The sequence below is a fragment of the Pseudomonas atagonensis genome (genome assembly GCF_011369485.1).
In the GTDB taxonomy this organism is placed as follows: Bacteria; Pseudomonadota; Gammaproteobacteria; order Pseudomonadales; family Pseudomonadaceae; genus Aquipseudomonas; species Aquipseudomonas atagonensis.
On the sequence record NZ_VXCA01000034.1, the window covers coordinates 97,524 to 116,751 of the forward strand.

Sequence of the window (19,228 nt, forward strand, 5' to 3'; positions counted from 1 at the left end):
GCTTCTGAGCCAGAGCATGCCCCTGCCATGAACACACTCGACGAACAACTTCGCGAAGTGATCCCCCGATTGCGACGCTTTGCCGTGTCGTTGACGCGTAACAGCAGCAGCGCCGACGACCTGGTCCAGGCCAGCATGGAGCGAGCCCTGTCGAGTTGGGGTGACAAACGCGCCGACGGCGATTTGCGTGCCTGGCTGTTTTCGATTTTGTACCGGCAGTTCCTCGACGCCCATCGCCGCTCGCGACGGTATGCGCGGATGCTCGAATTTTTCACCGGCTGTGACGATACCGAGCCCTCGGTCGAGCGCACCGTGATCGCCCAATCGACCCTGCAAGCCTTCGATCGCCTGCCCACTGAACAGCGCGCCCTGCTGCTCATGGTCTCGGTGGAAGGCCTGTCCTATAAAGAGGTCGCCGAGATTCTCGGCGCCCCGATCGGCACCGTGATGTCGCGCCTGTCCCGCGCCCGCCAGGCTTTGCGCCAGCTCAGCGACGGCGAAATCAGCAGCCCTTCTTTGCGGATACTCAAATGATCAGCATGCCTCCCAGTGAGCGTGATCTGCACGCCTACATCGACCACCAACTCAGCGACGCCGACCGGCGTGTGCTGGAAACCTGGCTGGCCAGCCACCCGGACGAAGCTGCGCAAGTGCGCGCCTGGCAGCAAGACGCCCAACAATTGCGCGCGGCACTCAGCGGCGCGTTGCAGCAGCAGGCCAATCCGGATCTGGATCCGGCGGTTATTCGTCAACGGGCCAAACGGCAATCTCGGCGTCATCTGGCCAGTGCGGCGATGCTGCTGATCGCCGTCAGCATTGGCGGTTTCAGTGGCTGGCAAGCGCGAGAGATGACCCTCGTGCGTTCTTCCATGTTGCCGATGACCGACGCCTTGCAAGCTTATCGTTTGATTGCCCAGCAAGGCCTGTTGCCGGCGGACTACAAAGTCGGCGGTGACGGCGACATGCAGCGCTGGCTCGACCGTTACTTCACGCGAGCCGGGCGCTTGCCGGATCTGCAGGCCGCCGGTTTTCAACCGGTCAGCGCACGCCTGCTCAGCACCGATGAAGGCCCGGCGGCGATGGTCATGTACGAGGACGGCAGCGGCCACAAAGTGAGTTTTTATGTGCGGCCACCGGGGCCGAAAAACACTTTCCTGCCGCGGGGCAGCCGCAACGATGGCGATCTGCAGGCCGACTATTGGTCGGACGACGGTTACAACTACGCGATGGTCAGCCCGGTCGATACGCCGGCCGCGCAGCAGCTCAAGCAATCCATCCAGTTCTGAAGAAAATCACAGCTCTCCTGTGGGAGCGGGCTTGCTCGCGAAGGCGTCGTGTCAGGCGATATTTGTATTGGCTGACACTCCGCTTTCGCGAGCAAGCCCGCTCCCACAAGCAGTCGGCGCAAGGTTCAGAACCCTACATCCAGCACCACATTGTCCAGATACGTCCCCGCCGGCGGTGTGGTCTGGTCGGTATAAATCTTCGCGTTGTAATTGAAAATCTGGCTGCCAGTCCCTAGCCCGTTGCCCGGATTGACCTCGGCATCGCTACTCGCCCGACGCGCCGCACCCACACTGCCCCAGCGCGTGGTGCCGGCACTTTTGAAAATGTCATAGGCCAGATAGTTGCTGCCGGAAATCATTCGCCGCCGCCCGCCTGCACTCACGGCGTTTTGCCCGTCACTCAGGCCCACGGTGTAGGCGCTACCCTTGGTGCAGGCCAGGTTGATCGTCTGCCCGGTCACCGGGGTAAAAGCGCTGATCACCGGCGCGCTGCCGAACGCGATGTTCGGCGCCGTGATTGTGCAATCGTTGGAGACGGTCAGATTCACCGTGAGCGTGGTAGTGCCGCTGTTGATGTCGCGACCCAGGCACACACTGCCCACACCAATCCCCGAACAGTAATTCCAGTTCCAGAAGATGCTCAGGGTTTCGGTGTACACCCCCGCTGCGACGTTGCTGCCAATGGTCGTGCCTAAATAGAGCGGCACGGTTTTCGGCGTCGAACCGCCCAGCAGCCCCAACGCATCAATGATGCCGTTGCGGGCGAAGTCATAGGCCGTGCCGCGAGTCAGCGGATAACTGGTGCTGTTGTTGGCGTAGACCGTGTAACTGATGACATCGCCGGTCGGCCCAAGCAGCCCGCTCTGGGTCGAGGAGACGGTGCCCCAGAAGTGGTCATTGCTGGTGAGCAGCGACAGCAGCGACCCCGTGCAACTCAACCCGCCATTGAGCGTAGAGCTGGGTTGCGAGGTGGTGCGCACGGCAATCGAACTGATCGAACCGAACGCGGCCGGCGTCGTAGGCACCACCGAACACAAGGCCTGCGCCGCCCCCGGCAGCATCAACGTCAGCCACAGGCCCAGCCGCGCCGCGGTCATTGGCACACCAGCGGGCCAATCAGCGGCACCTGATTCTGATTGATGTCGACGTCGAACTGCACTTTGCAGGTGTTGCCGTCCGCCAGCGTCACCTGCAGCGAATTCTGCACCTGCAGGTTTTCCAGATACACCAGGCCATCCCAACCCACCACGGTGCGCGCGCCGCTTTGCTCATGCAGCACGCCCGCGCCCAGCGGCAACTCCCGTTGCTGCGCATCAACCAGCACGATGCTCGCGGCAATCACCCGGTTCAGCGGGAATTCCAGCAGATAGCCGCTGCCACGCCGCACGGCGATGCGCTGCTCGACGTTCGGGCTGCGCACGTTGGCCGGCAGGTTCAGCGGGTCGATTTCGTATTTGCCGCGATAGTAAGCGCTGCTCCATGGCACCAGCAGGTGACCGTTTTTATCGGTCTGCCCCACTTGCTGGTTTTCGTAGCGCACCGGAATGTCGGCAAAACCATCGGTGCTCACCACCACAAAAGCGTCATCGATACGGTTGGCGGCGAACACCTGTCGATCCATCCACACCAGCGAGCCACTGGCATCGGCCCAACGGGTTTCGGCGTCGGAGGTGCCATAAACCCCGGCCTGCAACTGCACCGATTGCAGGCGCCAGGTCACGTCGGCCTGACGGTAATCGGCGCCGTCACCCTTGGCGTAACCGAGGTTGAAACCGACCCCGCCCTCGGTCGGCACCGAACGACTGTAGTTGACGCGCTGCTGGGTTTGCCCGGTCTTGCTGCGTTCGCTGCTGATCGCCAGGCTGCCGCGCAGGTCGAACGGAATCACCAGTTGCGCCTGCACTGCCCAGTTGCTGTCGCCAATCTCGCGGTTGGCCGACAGGTAAAAACTGCTGTTGCGCCACAGTGGTTTGCTCCAGCTCAGGTTGAGCAGTCGCGTACGCGAGTCATCCGCTGCGCGAACATCGAAGTAACCGGCGCCGAGGCTGCCCCAACGGTCGAGATTGAGGCTCAGAGTCGCCTGTTCGCTGCGCCGGCTGAGGCTGATGTAAGGGCTGTCGACCACGGTCAGGTCAGCGTATTGATCACGCCGCTGCAGGCGCTGGTACGAAAAGCTGAAACGCTGATTGCTGTACTGATAACCGAGGCTCAATTGTTCGCCACCGTCGCCGTCGAAACGGCTCTGGCTAATGGCACTGTTGAGCACACCGAAGTTGCCCAGCCGCAGGTTGCCGCCGAGGCCACCCAGGGTCAGCGAGTCGGAGGCTTCGGCATGGCTTTCCAGAGTGAAACTGTCGCTGACGCCATAACGCAGACTGCCGGAGGTCACACCGGTGCCGTAGCTGAAATCCTTCAAGCCGTAGTCGCGACGCAATGTACCGGCAGCCACGGAAAAATCGCTCAAGCCCTTTTGCAGCAAACTGCTGGTGACGTAGAACGGCACCGTGGTCGACACCTGCCGGCCCAGCGCATCAGTGGTCACCACCACGGCTTCACCGGCGCCGTTGATGAAGGGAATATTGGTCAGCGTGTACGGCCCCGGTTGCAGATCGGCGCTGCTGGATTTGTAGCCATTGATGAACAGATCCACCGAGGACGGCACCGCCGCTTCACCGGCAAATTGCGGCAGTGGATAGGTCACCAGATCCGGGCGTACGGCAAAGTCGCGGGAGAACTGCACGCCGCCCAGACGCACTGAACTGCTCCACGGCAAGGCCCCGCTGATCACATCGCCGGCCTCGTAAGTGAGCATTCGCTCGTCATCGGAATATCGCCACGTCGTGTCGTATCGCAGATATCCGTTGTCCACTGCACTCAGCGAATCACCGGACAAGGTGCGTCGGTACTGCCCGGTGTTGGACAGCGTGCCCCAGCTGTCGAACAGCCGCACCTCGTTCCACGCCGCCAGATAAGTGCCGGCATCGTCGGTGTCGTTGAGGTACAGGTCATAGTTGAACAGCGCGCCGAAACTGCTCAGCGCCGGGGTGCGCGGGTACGCCTGGCGATTGCCGATGAACTGCTCCGGCAACCAGTCCGGCGGCACGTCCAGCAGCAGGCGCTGGCCGACGCTGTCGTACTCGCTGTGTAATCCGTTGAGGCTATCGAGTTCGACCTCGGCGCCGACATTTTCCGGGAGTTTCATGCCGGTTTCATGCAAAGCCGTGGTCGGCACAAACAGCCTTCCACCGCGCTGCGCCACCGCGATCACGCGCCCGGTATTCATCTGGTTGACCACCAGTTCCAGAAACAACTGAGCATCACTCACGGCCTCCATGCCGCTGGGAGGCGGCGGCAGTTCCCCGGCCCCGGATGGATGAACGAACATCAGGCAACACGCGCCGGTCATCAACCACAACGGACGCTGGAAACGGCGAGCCCATCCCGGACTCATACGCGTACTAGGTCCGTCACTGGACTGGATCCTCCTTGCGTCACACCCGAGTATTTCCGGCGCAACCCCTCACCACAGAAACCCTACCGCCACAAAAGCCTGCCGACCTCCGCTACCGGGCCGGGGTGATGCTCTGCACTTGCGGCGCGCCATTGACCCGCACCTGCAGCGCCGAATCCCCCGCCAGGCCACTTGGTGCCGGCCAACGCATCACCGCACCCGGCAGCACATAACCGAGCAAGCCCTCTGCCAGCGGCTTGTTTTGCCCGGCCTGTTTGATCGTCACGTCGGTCAACCGCGCATGCACCGCACCCTGGTTACGCACTTCGACGTAAGGCTTGCCGTCCACCGCCACCGTGCGCCAGCTCAATTGCGGCAGGCCCACGCCTTTGGGGTCGCGCGGGCGGGTGCTGTCTTCCTTGCTCCACAGCCCGGCGCCGTAGGCGAACAGCGGCACTGAATAACGCATCTGAAAACGAATCGCCGCGGCAGTCTTGCCAGCCTCGGTGGAGGGCGGTTGCGCCGCAGGAATTTCATCGATGATGATCCGGTAGGCCAGCTCCTGGCCCGGTGGCACTTCTTTGGTCCGGGTCAGACGCACCAGTTGTTTCTGCCCCGGTTCGATCTTCGCCACCGGCGGGCTGCCGATGACATCGCGCTGATTCTGGTATTGCTCTTCGAATCCGCTCTGGCTCCAGCCGAATACGCGGATCTGCAGATTGGCGGTTTCACTGCCGCGGTTTTCCAGCCACAGTGCACTGGCCTGCTGATCGGCTTCCAGCACCGGGTCAATCGGCCAGATCAGTACCGAACTGGCGGCCTGCGCGTGATTCGCTCCGAACAGGAGCAGTGCCGCCAGTGCGCAATTCCCCAACGAACGCCGTGACATGAAACACCCCATACACCTGCTCCTTGTCGGCCATCCAGAGTTTGTCTCACCACGACAGTTGCACCTGCAACACGTCGCTGTACGTCCCCCCGGGCTGATTGCCCGGCAATTGCACCTGCCCGTAAATCGGCAGGCTGATGTTGTTTGCGTCGCTGTAAGCCACCGCCACACTCTGACCGATGCCCAGACTCTGGCTGTACGCCGCGTCACGAAACAGCGCATACGCCACGCGCGCACTGCCGCTGCTGATCTGCATGTGCCGGCCGCTGCTGTTGTACTGCCCGCCATCGACGCTCATGTTCAACGTCACCCCCGGCGTGCATTGCAACTGCACGCCACCGGTCAACGCGACCTGCACGGTGCCGGTGGCCAGTGCTGAACGTGAGCCGAAGTTCAGCCCGCCATAGTTCGATACTCCGCCCACCACCAGACAGCCTGCCGTGACCGTGGCGCTGACCTGAAAATTCTGGCTGGTCGCCGCCGTCAGCGGCAGCGGCGCACTGCCCGCACAGAGCAGGAGTAACGCGGCGCAGACTTGACGGCGCATGGCATCAGAACGTCAGTTCAACAGCGATGGTGTCGGTGTAAGTCCCCGCCGGCAGACCGGCCTTGCCCACCGCCTGACCGTAGATGTTCACCGTCTGCGCGACGCCCGTGCTGGCGGCCAGATTGATCGTGCCGTCAATCGCCAACAGCTGCGAATGCCCGGCGTCGGTGTACAGGTCGTAAGGCACATAGTTGGCGACGCCGTCGTACAGCGCGCGAGTACCGCCCGGCGATTTGCCGTCGTTGGCGCCGGCGCGCACTTTCACCGTTGGCGTGGTGCCGCTGGAACAGAGAATCGACAGCGCCCCGCCACCACCGCCCAACACTTGCCCGGTGGCCGTGGTGAACAGGCTGTTGGCGGTGCCGAAGTTCAATGCACCGAAATTCAGCCCGCTCGATCCGCCGGCGCCGTTGACCTGGCAACTGCTGATCAGCGTCAGGCTCGAGGTGATCTGGCCAGTGACCGTGGTGGCAGCATGGGCGCTGCCCGCCAGCGTCAGGCCGAGCAATGACAAACCTATCCTTGATGCAAACGTACGCATGGTGTCCGTCCTCTACGGGGTTACCAGTCGAGCGTCACCGTCAGGGTGTCGGTATAGACACCCGCCGGAACCGCGCGGGTATTCGCCACCACCGAGCCAAACACCGGAATGGGTATCTGCGCACCGCTGGTGACAGCGAAATTGTGTTGTTGACCGATGCTGTAGCTCTGCGCGCCGGAGGCGTCGAGGAACAGTTGATAGGGAATGGTCTGACGGCCGTTGCTCAGGCGCCGGGTGTTGCCGTCGCCATGGGCACCACCATCGATGGTGACGGTGAAGCCGGTGACGGAAGGGTTGCAGGCTACGTTGAGTTTGCCGCTGCTGTCGCCGTCGAGGCTGGCTTTGATCGGCGCGTTCCAGGTCGGCCCCTGCAGGCCGAAATCGAGTTTGCCCAGGTCGCTGACCGGGCTGGCGGGATCGGAGGTATTGCTCACTTCGCAGCCGGCAATCAGGATCAGCCGCGCATGAATCTGCCCGCTGACCGCCGCTTGCGCATCGTCCGCCAGTAACGCCAGCGTACCTGCCGCCATGACCATCCAGTGCTTGCCTGCCATTGCGCCCGTCCCTACTCCTTCAGTGACTCCATCCATCGCGCTCATCAATGAACGCTGCTTTGCTACACACCGCGACTGCTCAACTGCCTGAACCCTCCGATCACCAGGTCACCGTGACCTTGACCAGATCGGAATAACGCCCGGCCTGTGGCACTTGCGCCAACGGTTCGATCCGCGCATACAGTGGCAAATCCACCGTACCGGTGTCCGGTACGCGCCCGCTGACCGGCACGTTCACCACCAGTGGCAGCCGTCGCGCGGCGTCCTGGTAGAGGCGATACGGAATCGGTTGGCTGCCCGCTGTCCCGGCCATGTAGCGAACTTCACCGACCCCGCCGTGCAGGCCGCCATCGACGCGCATCTGATACGGCGTATCCGGGTTGCACTCCAGCCGTGGCAAACGTTGATTAAGCAACGCTGCGCCCAATGGCCCGGCCGGGTCGTCGAGTCGTGCCGTACTGCCGAAATCGAGTACGCCCAGTTGTTCGATCCCGGCCTCACGCGGTTGACCGATCAACTGGCAGCCGCGCTGCACATCGACGCGTACTTCGACCTGAAGATCCGCCGCGTAGGCAGGCGCAACCAGCACACCCAGCAGGCCCGTAACCACCCATCCATTCACTGCCCGATTCCTTGTCAGTGATCGCTTGCGCTGTCGTTACTGAGCTTGAGGTTAGCAACGGACGACGAATCCGCCAGTCGATTGGATCCATGGATCTGCCGGGATATGTTTCGAAAGGTTGGCAACGCGCGGAAATATGTCGCTGAAAATGGCTGCAAACAGCACACGAATCCGTTCACTGATCGCCCACCGTTGCCGTCGCGCGGTGGAAGACCGGCCGCGCGTCTGGTTACACTGTGTCGCCGCGCTCCCGGGCGCTGGTCAGATGAATCCGGAGACTCCCTCGGTGCCCGACCGCCCACCACAAAGATCGCGCCTGAGCCAGCGCTGGCCGGCGTTGCGCCGCCTGTTCGGCAAAGGCCTGCCGGCGAGTGCCGGGCACGATGCCAGCGCGCAAGCGGTTCGCGATTATTTCCGCCACAAGGCCAGTAGTCAGGGTTACACCCTCAGCCATAGCCAGCAGCGGGTCATCGACTGCATGGCGCAACAGGCCAGTCTGCTGCTCGGTGCCTCGGCGGAAACCCCGCCGAGCCTGTACCTGTACGGTGCCGTCGGGCGCGGCAAGAGCTGGTTGCTGGATGGTTTTTTTCAGGCGCTGCCGATCACGCAAAAGCGGCGCCTGCATTTCCATGAGTTTTTCGCGCAATTGCATCAAGGCATGTTCAGCCATCGCGAACAGGACGACGCCCTTGCCGTCACGCTCGATGAACTGCTGCAGGAATGCCGGGTTCTGTGTTTCGACGAATTTCATGTGCATGACATCGGTGACGCGATGCTCATCACCCGTTTGTTCAAGGCGCTGTTCAAGCGCGGCATTCTACTGCTGGTGACGTCCAACTATGCGCCTGAAGGGTTGCTGCCCAACCCGCTCTATCACGCCCGGTTCAAACCAGTGATCGAACTGATCAACGCCTGCATGCAGGTCATGGAAGTGGGTGGCCCACACGATTTTCGAAGCCATGCGCGCAACCATGCCCATCAGCTGTTTACCCAGGGCCATTACGTGTGGCCCGCCACACCGGCCCAGCGCCAGACTCTGAACCTGCCGCCACAAGATGCGCCGCCGCTGTCACTGCCGGTCGGCACCCGGCGCTTTCAGGTGCGCCTGTGCGAGGGGCGTCGCGTGGCGTTCAGCTTCAACGACCTGTGTGAACAGCCGACGGCAGTCATGGATTATCTGGAGCTGTGTCGGCGCTTCGACCAGTGGATCATCGACGACCTGCCGCTGCTGGCCGACTGTTCGATGGCCGCGCAACAGCGCTTCATCAACCTGATCGACGTGCTTTACGACCAAGACAAGCACCTGACGTTGCTCGGGCATCTGCCCTTGCGCGAGAGCCTGGCGGGTCAGGTGATCGACCTGGCCCGCACGCGCAGCCGCCTGGGGCAGTTGCAGGAAGTCCATCACCCTGCCTGATCATCGCTGCCACCATGCTTGAGTTCGGGACAGCCTCTCTTCACAACTTTGCCGTTATCATGTCGCCCATTCCCAGCGACTCTCTATTGCGAAGACCTTCATGCATACCCTTGCTCAATTGCGCGCCGGCGAGTTGTCGGGCATTACGCGGCTGGACCTGTCTTGCGGGCTGACCGAGTTTCCAGCGGAAATTTTCGATCTGGCCAACACCCTCGAAATACTCAACCTCAGCGGCAATGCCCTGAGCAGCCTGCCGGACGACCTGCATCGCCTGACCCGTTTGCGCGTGCTGTTCTGCTCCGACAACCGCTTCAGCCAATTGCCGGCCTGCCTCGGCCAATGCGCGGCGCTGACGATGATCGGCTTCAGGGCCAACCGTATTGTCGACGTGCCGGCGGCTGCCCTGCCGCCGCTGCTGCGCTGGCTGATCCTGACGGACAATTGCATCGAAACCCTGCCTCCGGAACTCGGCGAGCGGCCGAATCTGCAAAAACTCATGCTGGCCGGCAATTGCCTGAAAGCGCTGCCGCCCTCCCTCAGCCAATGCCATCGTCTGGAGTTACTGCGCATCGCCGCCAACCGCTTCGACGCGCTGCCGCAGTGGCTGCTGACCCTGCCGAGCCTGACGTGGCTGGCCTACGCCGGCAATCCGCTGGAAACCGAGGCCGATCACGCCGCCCTGGAAGCCACGCCGCTGATCGAATGGTCGTCGCTGCGTCTTGAGCAGCGACTCGGCGAAGGCGCTTCCGGAGTGATTTCCCGGGCTGGCTGGCGACGTGCCGATGGTTCGGAGCAACCGGTCGCGGTCAAACTGTACAAGGGTGAAATGACCAGCGACGGCTCGCCGCTGCACGAGATGAATGCGTGCATCACCGCCGGTATGCACCCGAACCTGATCCGCGTTGAAGGTCGCATTCACGGCCATCCCTACGGGCAGCAGGGGCTGGTGATGCAATTGATTGATCCGAGTTATCGCAATCTGGCCGGGCTGCCAAGCCTGGACTCGTGCTCACGGGATGTTTACGCAGAGGAATGCCGTTTTAGCGCCGAAGTGGCGCTGAAGATCGCCCAAGGCATCGCCTCGGCGGCAGAACACCTGCATCAGCAAGGCATCACCCACGGCGATCTCTACGGGCACAATATTCTGCTGAACGATCAAGGCGAGTGCCTGCTCGGAGACTTTGGCGGCGCCTCGTTTCACGCCACGACGGACAGCCTGGAAACCCAAGCGCTGCAACGCATCGAGGTGCGGGCGTTCGGGATTTTGCTGGGGGAATTGCTGGCGCGAATCGACTTGGGGTTGAGCGACGCGCAGCGTGATGCACTGGAAGATCTGGAACGCCGCTGCTGTCAGCCTGATGTGCTGACGCGGCCGGGGTTCGCTGAGGTCGTAAAGCAATTGCGAACCATGTAACTCATACAAACCCTGTGGCGAGGGAGGAAGCTCCCTCGCCACAGGGTCAGTTCTAAAGCAGATTAACCCGCCAGACCGACAAACATGTCCTGCACGTCGTCGTGGTTGTCGAGGCCTTCCAGGAACGCTTCGACTTCAGCCATTTGCTCGTCGCTCAAACCGCTGACCGGGTTTTTCGGCTGATAGCCCAGTTTGGCCGACAACACGGTGAAGCCTTGCTCAGGCAGGGCTTTCTGCACGGCGTCGAGGTCAGTCGGGTCGGTCAGGAACAATGTGGCGCCGTCTTCGCCCGGCTCGAAATCCTGGGCACCGGCTTCGATGGCGGCCATTTCCGGATCGGCGTCCGGCGTGTCCGGCGTCGCTTCGATCATGCCGACATGGTTGAAGTCCCACGCCACCGAACCGGATGCACCCAGTTGGCCCTTGCGGAACGCCACGCGGATTTCCGCGACGGTGCGGTTGATGTTGTCGGTCACGCACTCGACGATCAGCGGCACCTGGTGCGGGGCGAAACCTTCGTAGGTCACGCGATGGTACTGCACGGTCTCGCCCAGCAGGCCCGCGCCCTTCTTGATCGCGCGGTCCAGGGTTTCTTTCGGCATCGAGGCTTTCTTGGCCTGTTCGACCACCAGACGCAGGTGTGCGTTGGTGGCGGTATCGGCACCGTTGCGGGCAGCGATGGTGATTTCTTTCACCAGTTTGCCGAAGATTTTGCCCTTGGCGTTGGCTGCCGCTTCTTTGTGTTTAACCTTCCACTGTGCGCCCATTACTCACTCTCTTGATCTGTGGCGCCGAGACATCTATTGGCCGACGCGTGGCGCCAAGTTTATACGGCAAAAAGTCGGCAATCGACCAAAAATTCCAATGCTGAATCGACATATTCAACAGACCTTGTAGGGCGATTCTGAAAAAACGGTTTGCCATAACCATTCAGCCCTGCGGTTTCGTACTCTCTGCCGTCCGTATGCCTACAGAGCCTGTTGAAATGCTCAATGACAAGGAAAGCCCTTTCACCCTGACCCTGACTGACAGCGCCATCAGTCTGGCAGTCCTGCGCTTCAGCGGTCAGGAAGCACTCAATCAGCCCTACCGTTTCGAGATTGAAGTGATTGGCGTGGCCCCGGCCCTGACGCCAGCCACACTGCTGCACCAACCGGCGTTTCTGCGTCTGGACGCAGCGCACGGGTTTCACGGCAGCATTCACAGCGCCAGTTGCGAGCATCTGGGCTCGCACCGCATCAGCTATCGACTGGTGCTGGTGCCGCACTTGCAACGACTGGCGCAGCCGGACAAACGCCGGGTGTTTACACACCTGAGTGTGCCGGCAATCCTTGAGCAGTTGCTCATCGACAATGGCTTGCCCGCCGACAGTTACCGCATCGACCTGACTGTGGGGCAATACCCGCCCCGACCTTTTTGCATTCAATACGAAGAAAGCGATCTGGCGTGGCTGCAACGCTTGTGCGAAGAGGAAGGCATTCACTTTCATTTCGAACAGCGAGCAACCCGGCATGTATTGGTGTTTGCCGACGACAGCCTGACCCTGCCGCAGGAACCGACGCTGATTCCGTTCCTGACAGACACGGACGCCGTGTCACCCGGCATTAGCGCTCTGTTTCAGCGCCACGATGCGATCGCCGTCATGCCGCCACGCGCCGTGCGCAATCGCGGACGGCCAGCGACCGCTGAGGACGCCGCCAATCAGCCGGTGGGCAAACCCGAACGGCAGTCGGTGTCGGTCGAACAGCGCCACGCCGAACAACGCAGTCGCCGTCACCTCGAACGGCAACGCTGCCAATACCGCTCAATCCATGGCCGCAGCGATTGCAGCGGGTTGATGAGTGGCCACTTGCTGCAAGTGGTTGCGCACCCGGTCAGCAGTTTCAACGAGCAATGGCTGCTCACCGAACTGCACCACCACGGCCAGCAACCGTCGATTCTCGAGCCGACGCCTGTCGTGCGCCGCTACCACAACGACTTCATCGCCCAGCCTTGGTCGACCGAATTTCGCCCTGCGCTCAAACAGCCGCGCCCCAGCATTCCGGGCTACCACCTGGCGCGGGTGCTCGGTGCACCGGGGCATCCAGCACAGCTGGATGAAGCCGGGCGTATCGGCGTGACACTTTGGCCCACGCACGCCACGGAAGCTGCCGCCGAAATGTGGCTGCCGATTGCACTGACCAACGCCAGCGGCCGCCTCGCCGCCCACCAACTGCCTCGCGCGGGCAGCGAGGTCTGGGTAGGTTTTCTCGACGGCGATCCGGATCGACCGATCCTGTGCCACGACAACCCACGCGACGCAACACCGCGCGAAACTGCGCCGGCACAGGAAAGCGGTTTGCTGCTGGACTGGCTGCTCAACCGCACTTAGTCACCCAGGCTCAGGCCTTGTCAGCCTTACCTGCCGCTGCGGCGAATTTTGCCAGGCGCACGTCCAGATGCCTTGGCCGGCGCCCGTGATCTTCAGCGCGCTCCTTGCGGCGGATGGCGTTGCGCACCATCAACGAGCCGAGGTAACGAATCGGCTCCGGCGGAAAATAACCCAACGGCCCGTTGACCAGCGGTGAGCGCGTCCACGGGTTGTCGAGGCCCTGCACCAGCGCCGCGAGGATCTGCCCGCCCATGTGACACGGGCCGACGCCACTGCCGGAATAACCGAACCCATAAAACACGTTGCCACTGGCACTCATCTGACCGAAGAACGGCAAACCGGTGACCGACCGATCCGACGGGCCGTTCCAGGTCGCATCGATTTTCACATCGGCAAACGCCGGGAAAAAATCGCCAAGACTGCGCTTGAGCAGATCGGCATACGGCGACGGCTGATCGAACACCGGCAGCATTCGCCCACCGAAAGCGAAGGTATTGCCGCCCTTGCCGAGCATGATCCGGCCGTCAGGGGTGTTGTGGTAGTAGTGCACGAAAATCCGCGAGTCGAGCACGGTCACGCCGCTGGTCAGGCCGATCGCCTGCAACAGATCCGGACGCGGCTCGGTGATCAGCATGTCGCTGGAAACAATCGCCACACTGCGTTCGAACTGTGGAAAGGCGCGGGCCATCCACGCGTTCATCGCCAGCACCACGCGGTCGGCAATCACGCTGCCGCTGGCGGTCTGAAGGCGTGCGGGCCGGCCTTCTTCGAGTCCGGTCATTGCCGTGTTTTCGTGAATCTTCACCCCCAGTTGCAGGGCCACGCGGCGTAGGCCACGCACCAGTTTGCCCGGTTGCACGCTGGCTGCCGCCGGGGAGAACCAGCCCTCCAGATGTTTGCCCGACCCGGCCATGCGCTGCACATCGGCCACTGGGCGCTGGGTGAATGAGTTGATGCCATTGCGCTCCAGCGCGGCGATCACCGCGTCGGTCGAGCCGACCTGCGCCTGATTGGTGGCGGTGTACAGCGTGCCGTCGAGACGGTAATCGGCATCGACGCCGTACTGTTCGCAGAACTCGCCGATGGCGTGGATGCTGCGCTCGGATTCCTTGACCAGGCGCACCGCTTCCTCGACGCCGAACAGGCGCTCGAGGGTGAAATACTTCGCCGACCACGACAGCGCGCAACCGCCATTGCGCCCGCTGGCGCCGGCGCCGCAAATGTCGGCCTCGATCAACAACACATCGAGTTCGGGGTTCTGTTGCTTGAGCATGATCGCCGTCCACAACCCGGTGTAACCGCCGCCGACGATGCACACATCGGTTCGCACTTCGCCTTGCAGCGGCGGGCACGGCGCGGACGTATCGGCCTGCAGGGCCTGCTCCAGCCAAAACGGTCTCATGGGATTCTCCAGTCAGATGGCCACGACACAGCCTGCCGCGAACGCCGCAGCAGGCCGCGAGGCAAAGGGTTTCAGGAACGCAGGGGTTTGATCGTGAGCCGGCAATTGGGAATGGACGCGCGCGGCTCCATCAGACCCACCGGGCGACTGTTCCAGTGCGGAATCAGCACCAGCGCCGAGAACAATGCGCAGCCGGCGAAGACGATGAACACCGTCACCGAATCGAAGTAACCCGGCAGCAAACCACCCAGCACCGCGCCGACCGAGCCGCAGCCGTTGACGAAACCGGCAGCCGTGGCGCCAGCCTTGGCTTTGCCGAAGTCGATGGCCGCCGCGCCGCTGATCATCGAGTCAGGGCCGTACAGGGTCAGGCCCATCACGAACAACAACGCAACCACCAGCAACACGCTGCCGGTGTGCAGGGCGCCCATGAACAGCGCCAGCGTTACGGTCAGCGCCAGTAGACTCAACACGCAGGCTGGCATGCGTCGGGCGCCGAAAAGCTTGTCCGAGGCCAGCCCGATCATGATGGGTCCGAGCAACCCGGCCAGTTCAAAGGAGGTGGGAATGATCGCCGCGCCGACCTTGCCGACGCTGGGCATTTGCTCGAAAACGATCACCGGCCCCCACAGCAGAATCGCGTAACGCGCCGGTTTCAACATGAAATACGCCAGCCCCAGCACCAGCACCGTGCGGTTGCGCAGAATCTCCTTCAATGGCTCCCAGACACTGAGTTTGCTGTTGGCTTCGGTTTCTTCAGCGCTCAGTTCCGGTTCGGGTTCTACCGCCGGCAGGCCGACGTCTTCCGGTTTGTCGCGTTGAAAGATAAAGAACAACACCGCCACCACCGCGACCACCACAGCGCTGGAGATAAACGCCGCATGCCAGCTGCCGACCAGCGTATACGCCCACCAGCCGGCGAACGGCGACGCCACCAGACCGCCAAAGGCGTAGCAGGAACTCCACAGCCCGAGCACGCGCCCGCGCTGTTCGGAAGGGAAAAAACTGCCGAGGTTTTTACACAGTCCCGACCATCCGGTGGACTGCGCCAGCCCCTGAATCAGCATGCACGTGGCGAAGATCGGCAGTGTCGCAAAGCTGCCCATCACGAACGCAGCCACGGCGGAAATCAGCAAGCCACCCAGCACCACGACCCTTGGGCCAAAGCGGTCGGCGAGCATGCCCCAAGTGAATTGGCCGATGGCGTAGGCCGCCAGATAGATCGCATCGAGGTTGGCCATGGCCATCTTGTCGAGCATGAACGTCGGGTCTTCGCCAATGCCCAGTTTGGCCACCGAGAACGCTTTGCGGGTGAAGTAAAAAGCGGCGTACGCCAGCCAGGTGATCGCGAAAATCTGCATGCGCCAACGCGCAATGGTGCCGATGTGCTTGTTCATGGTGGTTCTGACCTCAGGGTGTGAGTGTGCCGGCAGAATCGTTAAGTAAACGCCTGTGTTTTTTATTGTTGAGCACTGCGATATCACCCCTTCCCTATGGCGATACCGGTCAGATGAGTCCTGCTGTTGCACGCACAGGCTCATCGCCAGCCCCGCTGCCCGACCGGGCAGTCAGCGATGGCGTGAGCGGATCAAAGCAATTACTGTTTAATAAATAAAATCGATTTATCGTATTTCACACATAAGCTCAGCTTGTTACTGACGATTGATCAGGAGCCACCATGTCTGTCTCCCACGCCCAGCTCAAAGCGTTTCATGCCGTGGCCGTGCACGGAAGCTTCACCAAAGCCGCCGAGCGGCTTTTCCTCACGCAACCGGCGATATCCGACCAGGTGCGCAAACTCGAAGAACGCTTTGGCGTTCTGCTGTTTCATCGCAATAAACGTTCGGTGCGCCTGACCGATCTAGGTGAACGCTTGCTGGCGATCACCCAGCGCCTGTTTGTGATTGAAGCCGAGGCCCAAGAGCTGTTGCAGGAGTCCCAGGCTCTGCAAACCGGCAGCCTGATTCTGGCGGTGGACGCGCCGGTGCATGTGTTGCCGCAGATTGCGCGGTTCTGTGAGCGCTACCCGGGCATCAGCGTGAAGATCGAGACGGGCAACACCGATGAATCGCTGTTTCGACTGTTCAATTACCAAGCCGATCTGGCGCTGCTGGGGCGCGATGTCAGTGATGAACGCTTGCTCTGCGTGCCGTTGCGCAACGATCCGATGGTGGCGTTCGTGTCGCGCAATCATCCGTGGGCCGAGCGCGAGTCGATCTGCCTGGCGGACCTGGATGACACGCCGCTGGTGTTGCGTGAGCACGGTTCGGTAACGCGGCAGACACTGGAAGAGGAAATGGCCCGCGCCGGTTTCCGTATTCGCCCGGCGATTCAGGTCGAGGGCCGGGAAGCGGCCCGTGAGGCAGTGGTGGTGGGGATTGGTGTCGGGGTTGTCTCGGCAGCGGAATTTGGTGCGGATTCGCGGGTGTGCGCGTTGCCGATCATCGATTGCACCCGGCGCCTGACCGAGACATTGGTGTGCTTGCGCGAGCAGAGTTCGCGGCGAGTGGTGGCGACGTTTCTCGAGATGGTCCGCGAGAGCCTTGTGTAATCAGGGCCGGCCCCATCGCTGGCAAGCCAGCGATGAATGCACCACGGTTTATCAGGTGGGGGCCAATCCGAAAAACGCCTGAATCAAGCGCAACTCCCGCCGCCGTTCCATGCACCCGATCATGTGCCGATTGACCAATCCCTCGCCAACAATCGGAATTGCCACCACGCGTGGGTCATGACTGACTTCCACCGATGACACCACCCCAACCCCCAGTTCAGCCGCCACCGCTTCCGTCACCGCCTCGCGGCTGTCCAGTTCGAGCAACACCCGTGGATTGACCGACGCCTGCGCACAAGCCTGATCAAAGGTGCGCCGGGTAATCGAACTCGGTTCGCGCAACACCATGATCACCTGATCCAGCTCCTTGAGTTTGACGTCTGAAGAGCGCGCCGCCCACGGATGCCCCGCCGGCACCAGCGCGCAGATCCGCGATTCATTCAACGCTTGCAAATGCAGGCCCTTGCGCGGCTCTACCTCAGTCAGCACCGCCACGTCCGCGCGCTCGGACAACAACGCCGCCAACGTTTCCTGAGCGTTGCCCAACCGCAGATTCACCGTGATCCCCGGATAGCGCGCCCGCAGACTGGCGAGCATCGGCATGACCATGTGCGGGCCGTCCGCCGCCACCTCAAGACGCCCGGTCAGCAACTGCCGGTTGGCCTCGAGCATCGTCTGCGCTTCTTCCGCCAGCCCGAACATCGCCCGAGTGATCGCGGCGAGTTTGGTGCCCTCCTCGGTCAGCTCCACTCGTCGCGCGGTACGCCGCAGCAAAGTGATCTGGTAGTGCTCCTCCAGCGCCTTGATGTGCCCGGTGACCGCCGGTTGGCTAATGAACAGGCGCGCAGCGGCGCGGGTGAAACTGCCTTCGCGGGCCACGGCATCAAAGGCGCGGAGCTGGAACAAGTTCATGAATAACTCTCACTGATGGCTGGCATAACAACAAACAATTTGATTGATGCAACGGCGAATTGCAACGTATGCCCCGTAGCTTCATCCCCCAGCGCAATCCGAGGACACACGAATGAGTATCGCCGAACCCATCCTGCTCACTCCCGGCCCGTTGACCACTTCGGCCCGCACCCGCCAGGCGATGATGGTCGACTGGGGGTCATGGGATGACCGCTTCAATCAACTGACCGCCAGCCTTTGCGAGCAATTGCTGGCGATCCTCAACGGCGCCGCCACTCACCACTGCGTGCCGTTACAGGGCAGCGGCACCTTTGCCGTCGAAGCGGCCATCGGCACGCTGGTGCCACGCGACGGCAAAGTCCTGGTGCTGATCAACGGCGCCTACGGCAAACGTCTGGCGAAAATCTGCGAAGTGCTCGGCCGCTCGTTCAGCACTTTCGAAACCGCTGAAGACGAACCGACCACCGCCGCCGACGTTGATCGTCTGCTGCGCGCCGACAGCAACATCACCCACGTCGCGCTGATCCATTGCGAAACCAGCACCGGCATCCTCAACCCGCTGCCGGAGATTGCCGCCGTTGTTGAGCAACACGGCAAACGTCTGATCATCGATGCCATGAGCTCCTTCGGCGCCTTGCCGGTGGATGCGCAAAAAGTCCCGTTCGACGCGCTGATCGCCGCCTCCGGCAAATGCCTGGAGGGCGTGCCGGGCATGGGTTTCGTGTTTGCCCGCAAGGAGTCTTTGGCCGCAGCCGCCGGCAATTCGCATTCACTGGCGATGGACTTGTTCGACCAGCACACCTACATGCAGAAGACCGGGCAATGGCGCTTCACCCCGCCAACCCACGTGGTCGCGGCGCTGCACGAAGCCCTGCTGCAATACAACGAAGAAGGTGGACTGGGGGCGCGGCATGCGCGCTACGCCGCCAACTGTCAGGCGCTGATGGAAGAGATGGCCAAACTCGGTTTGCGCAGCTTTCTGCCAGCGGCGATTCAGGCGCCGATCATCGCCACGTTCCATGCCCCGAAAGATCCGCGCTACCAGTTCAAGGACTTCTACGAACGGGTCAAGGCCAAGGGTTACATCCTCTACCCCGGCAAACTGACCCAGGTCGAAACCTTCCGCGTCGGCTGCATCGGCCACGTCAGCCCGGACGAAATGCGCCAGGCCGTCGCGGCCGTGGGCGAAGTGCTGCGCGAGATGGAAGTGTTAGAGATTTAACGCTCCCCAACTATCCCTGTGGGAGGGGGCTTGCTCCCGAAAGCGGCTG

General features: G+C 62.2%; 18 protein-coding genes. 7 read left to right on the top strand and 11 right to left on the bottom strand.

Features of this window, described 5'->3' with window-relative positions:
* Nucleotides 1–27: 27 nt before the first annotated feature.
* The gene (locus F2P67_RS22990; protein ID WP_166224120.1) at nucleotides 28–534 is read left to right on the top strand and encodes a sigma-70 family RNA polymerase sigma factor; all 507 of its coding nucleotides are present in this window, start codon (nucleotides 28–30) and stop codon (nucleotides 532–534) included.
* Nucleotides 531–1,286, top strand: coding sequence for an anti-sigma factor family protein (locus F2P67_RS22995; protein ID WP_166224122.1), 756 nt, complete (start codon nucleotides 531–533; stop codon nucleotides 1,284–1,286). Before F2P67_RS22990 ends, F2P67_RS22995 begins: the two co-directional genes overlap by 4 nt.
* Before the next feature lie 125 nt (nucleotides 1,287–1,411).
* Here F2P67_RS22995 and F2P67_RS23000 read toward each other — a convergent pair whose 3' ends face one another.
* The 7 genes from F2P67_RS23000 to F2P67_RS23030 form a co-directional block, all read right to left on the bottom strand.
* Nucleotides 1,412–2,383, bottom strand: coding sequence for a Csu type fimbrial protein (locus tag F2P67_RS23000; RefSeq protein WP_166224125.1), 972 nt, complete (start codon nucleotides 2,381–2,383; stop codon nucleotides 1,412–1,414).
* Entirely contained in the window at nucleotides 2,380–4,737 is a 2,358-nt protein-coding gene (locus tag F2P67_RS23005; protein WP_166224128.1) for a fimbria/pilus outer membrane usher protein, read from the bottom strand. Before F2P67_RS23005 ends, F2P67_RS23000 begins: the two co-directional genes overlap by 4 nt.
* Before the next feature lie 112 nt (nucleotides 4,738–4,849).
* Nucleotides 4,850–5,638 carry a fimbrial biogenesis chaperone gene (locus F2P67_RS23010; RefSeq protein ID WP_166224131.1) on the bottom strand — a complete coding sequence of 263 codons (789 nt, stop codon included), beginning with the start codon at nucleotides 5,636–5,638 and terminating at the stop codon, nucleotides 4,850–4,852.
* Between the two features lie 34 nt (nucleotides 5,639–5,672).
* On the bottom strand, nucleotides 5,673–6,173 hold the full coding sequence (locus F2P67_RS23015; RefSeq protein WP_166224135.1) for a Csu type fimbrial protein: 501 nt from the start codon (nucleotides 6,171–6,173) through the stop codon (nucleotides 5,673–5,675).
* Nucleotides 6,174–6,177: 4 nt separating this feature from the next.
* Complete coding sequence (locus F2P67_RS23020) at nucleotides 6,178–6,714, bottom strand: Csu type fimbrial protein (RefSeq protein ID WP_166224138.1); 537 nt, start codon at nucleotides 6,712–6,714, stop codon at nucleotides 6,178–6,180.
* Nucleotides 6,715–6,734: 20 nt separating this feature from the next.
* Entirely contained in the window at nucleotides 6,735–7,268 is a 534-nt protein-coding gene (locus F2P67_RS23025; RefSeq protein ID WP_166224141.1) for a Csu type fimbrial protein, read from the bottom strand.
* 100 nt (nucleotides 7,269–7,368) lie between these two features.
* Complete coding sequence (locus F2P67_RS23030) at nucleotides 7,369–7,890, bottom strand: spore coat protein U domain-containing protein (protein WP_166224144.1); 522 nt, start codon at nucleotides 7,888–7,890, stop codon at nucleotides 7,369–7,371.
* A 286-nt stretch (nucleotides 7,891–8,176) separates the two neighbouring features.
* Between F2P67_RS23030 and zapE the strand changes: the two genes are divergently transcribed.
* Both zapE and F2P67_RS23040 read left to right on the top strand, forming a co-directional pair.
* Nucleotides 8,177–9,307, top strand: coding sequence for a cell division protein ZapE (gene zapE / locus F2P67_RS23035; RefSeq protein ID WP_166224147.1), 1,131 nt, complete (start codon nucleotides 8,177–8,179; stop codon nucleotides 9,305–9,307).
* Nucleotides 9,308–9,407: 100 nt separating this feature from the next.
* Nucleotides 9,408–10,721, top strand: coding sequence for a protein kinase (locus F2P67_RS23040; RefSeq protein ID WP_166224150.1), 1,314 nt, complete (start codon nucleotides 9,408–9,410; stop codon nucleotides 10,719–10,721).
* A gap of 62 nt (nucleotides 10,722–10,783) precedes the next feature.
* Here F2P67_RS23040 and F2P67_RS23045 read toward each other — a convergent pair whose 3' ends face one another.
* On the bottom strand, nucleotides 10,784–11,488 hold the full coding sequence (locus tag F2P67_RS23045; protein WP_166224153.1) for a YebC/PmpR family DNA-binding transcriptional regulator: 705 nt from the start codon (nucleotides 11,486–11,488) through the stop codon (nucleotides 10,784–10,786).
* 218 nt (nucleotides 11,489–11,706) lie between these two features.
* Between F2P67_RS23045 and F2P67_RS23050 the strand changes: the two genes are divergently transcribed.
* A complete protein-coding gene (locus F2P67_RS23050; protein WP_166224156.1) occupies nucleotides 11,707–13,092 on the top strand; it encodes a type VI secretion system Vgr family protein in 1,386 nt (461 codons plus the stop codon).
* Nucleotides 13,093–13,102: 10 nt separating this feature from the next.
* Here F2P67_RS23050 and F2P67_RS23055 read toward each other — a convergent pair whose 3' ends face one another.
* On the bottom strand, nucleotides 13,103–14,494 hold the full coding sequence (locus F2P67_RS23055) for an FAD-dependent oxidoreductase (protein WP_166224159.1): 1,392 nt from the start codon (nucleotides 14,492–14,494) through the stop codon (nucleotides 13,103–13,105).
* 71 nt (nucleotides 14,495–14,565) lie between these two features.
* Nucleotides 14,566–15,891 carry an MFS transporter gene (locus F2P67_RS23060; RefSeq protein ID WP_166224162.1) on the bottom strand — a complete coding sequence of 442 codons (1,326 nt, stop codon included), beginning with the start codon at nucleotides 15,889–15,891 and terminating at the stop codon, nucleotides 14,566–14,568.
* 281 nt (nucleotides 15,892–16,172) lie between these two features.
* Here F2P67_RS23060 and F2P67_RS23065 point away from each other — a divergent pair, with 281 nt between their 5' ends.
* The gene (locus tag F2P67_RS23065; RefSeq protein WP_103305243.1) at nucleotides 16,173–17,045 is read left to right on the top strand and encodes a LysR family transcriptional regulator; all 873 of its coding nucleotides are present in this window, start codon (nucleotides 16,173–16,175) and stop codon (nucleotides 17,043–17,045) included.
* A gap of 51 nt (nucleotides 17,046–17,096) precedes the next feature.
* Here F2P67_RS23065 and F2P67_RS23070 read toward each other — a convergent pair whose 3' ends face one another.
* Nucleotides 17,097–17,957, bottom strand: a complete 861-nt coding sequence (locus F2P67_RS23070) for a LysR substrate-binding domain-containing protein (protein WP_166224165.1) — start codon at nucleotides 17,955–17,957, stop codon at nucleotides 17,097–17,099.
* A gap of 112 nt (nucleotides 17,958–18,069) precedes the next feature.
* Here F2P67_RS23070 and F2P67_RS23075 point away from each other — a divergent pair, with 112 nt between their 5' ends.
* Nucleotides 18,070–19,179 carry a 2-aminoethylphosphonate--pyruvate transaminase gene (locus F2P67_RS23075; protein ID WP_166224168.1) on the top strand — a complete coding sequence of 370 codons (1,110 nt, stop codon included), beginning with the start codon at nucleotides 18,070–18,072 and terminating at the stop codon, nucleotides 19,177–19,179.
* Nucleotides 19,180–19,228: the final 49 nt, after the last annotated feature.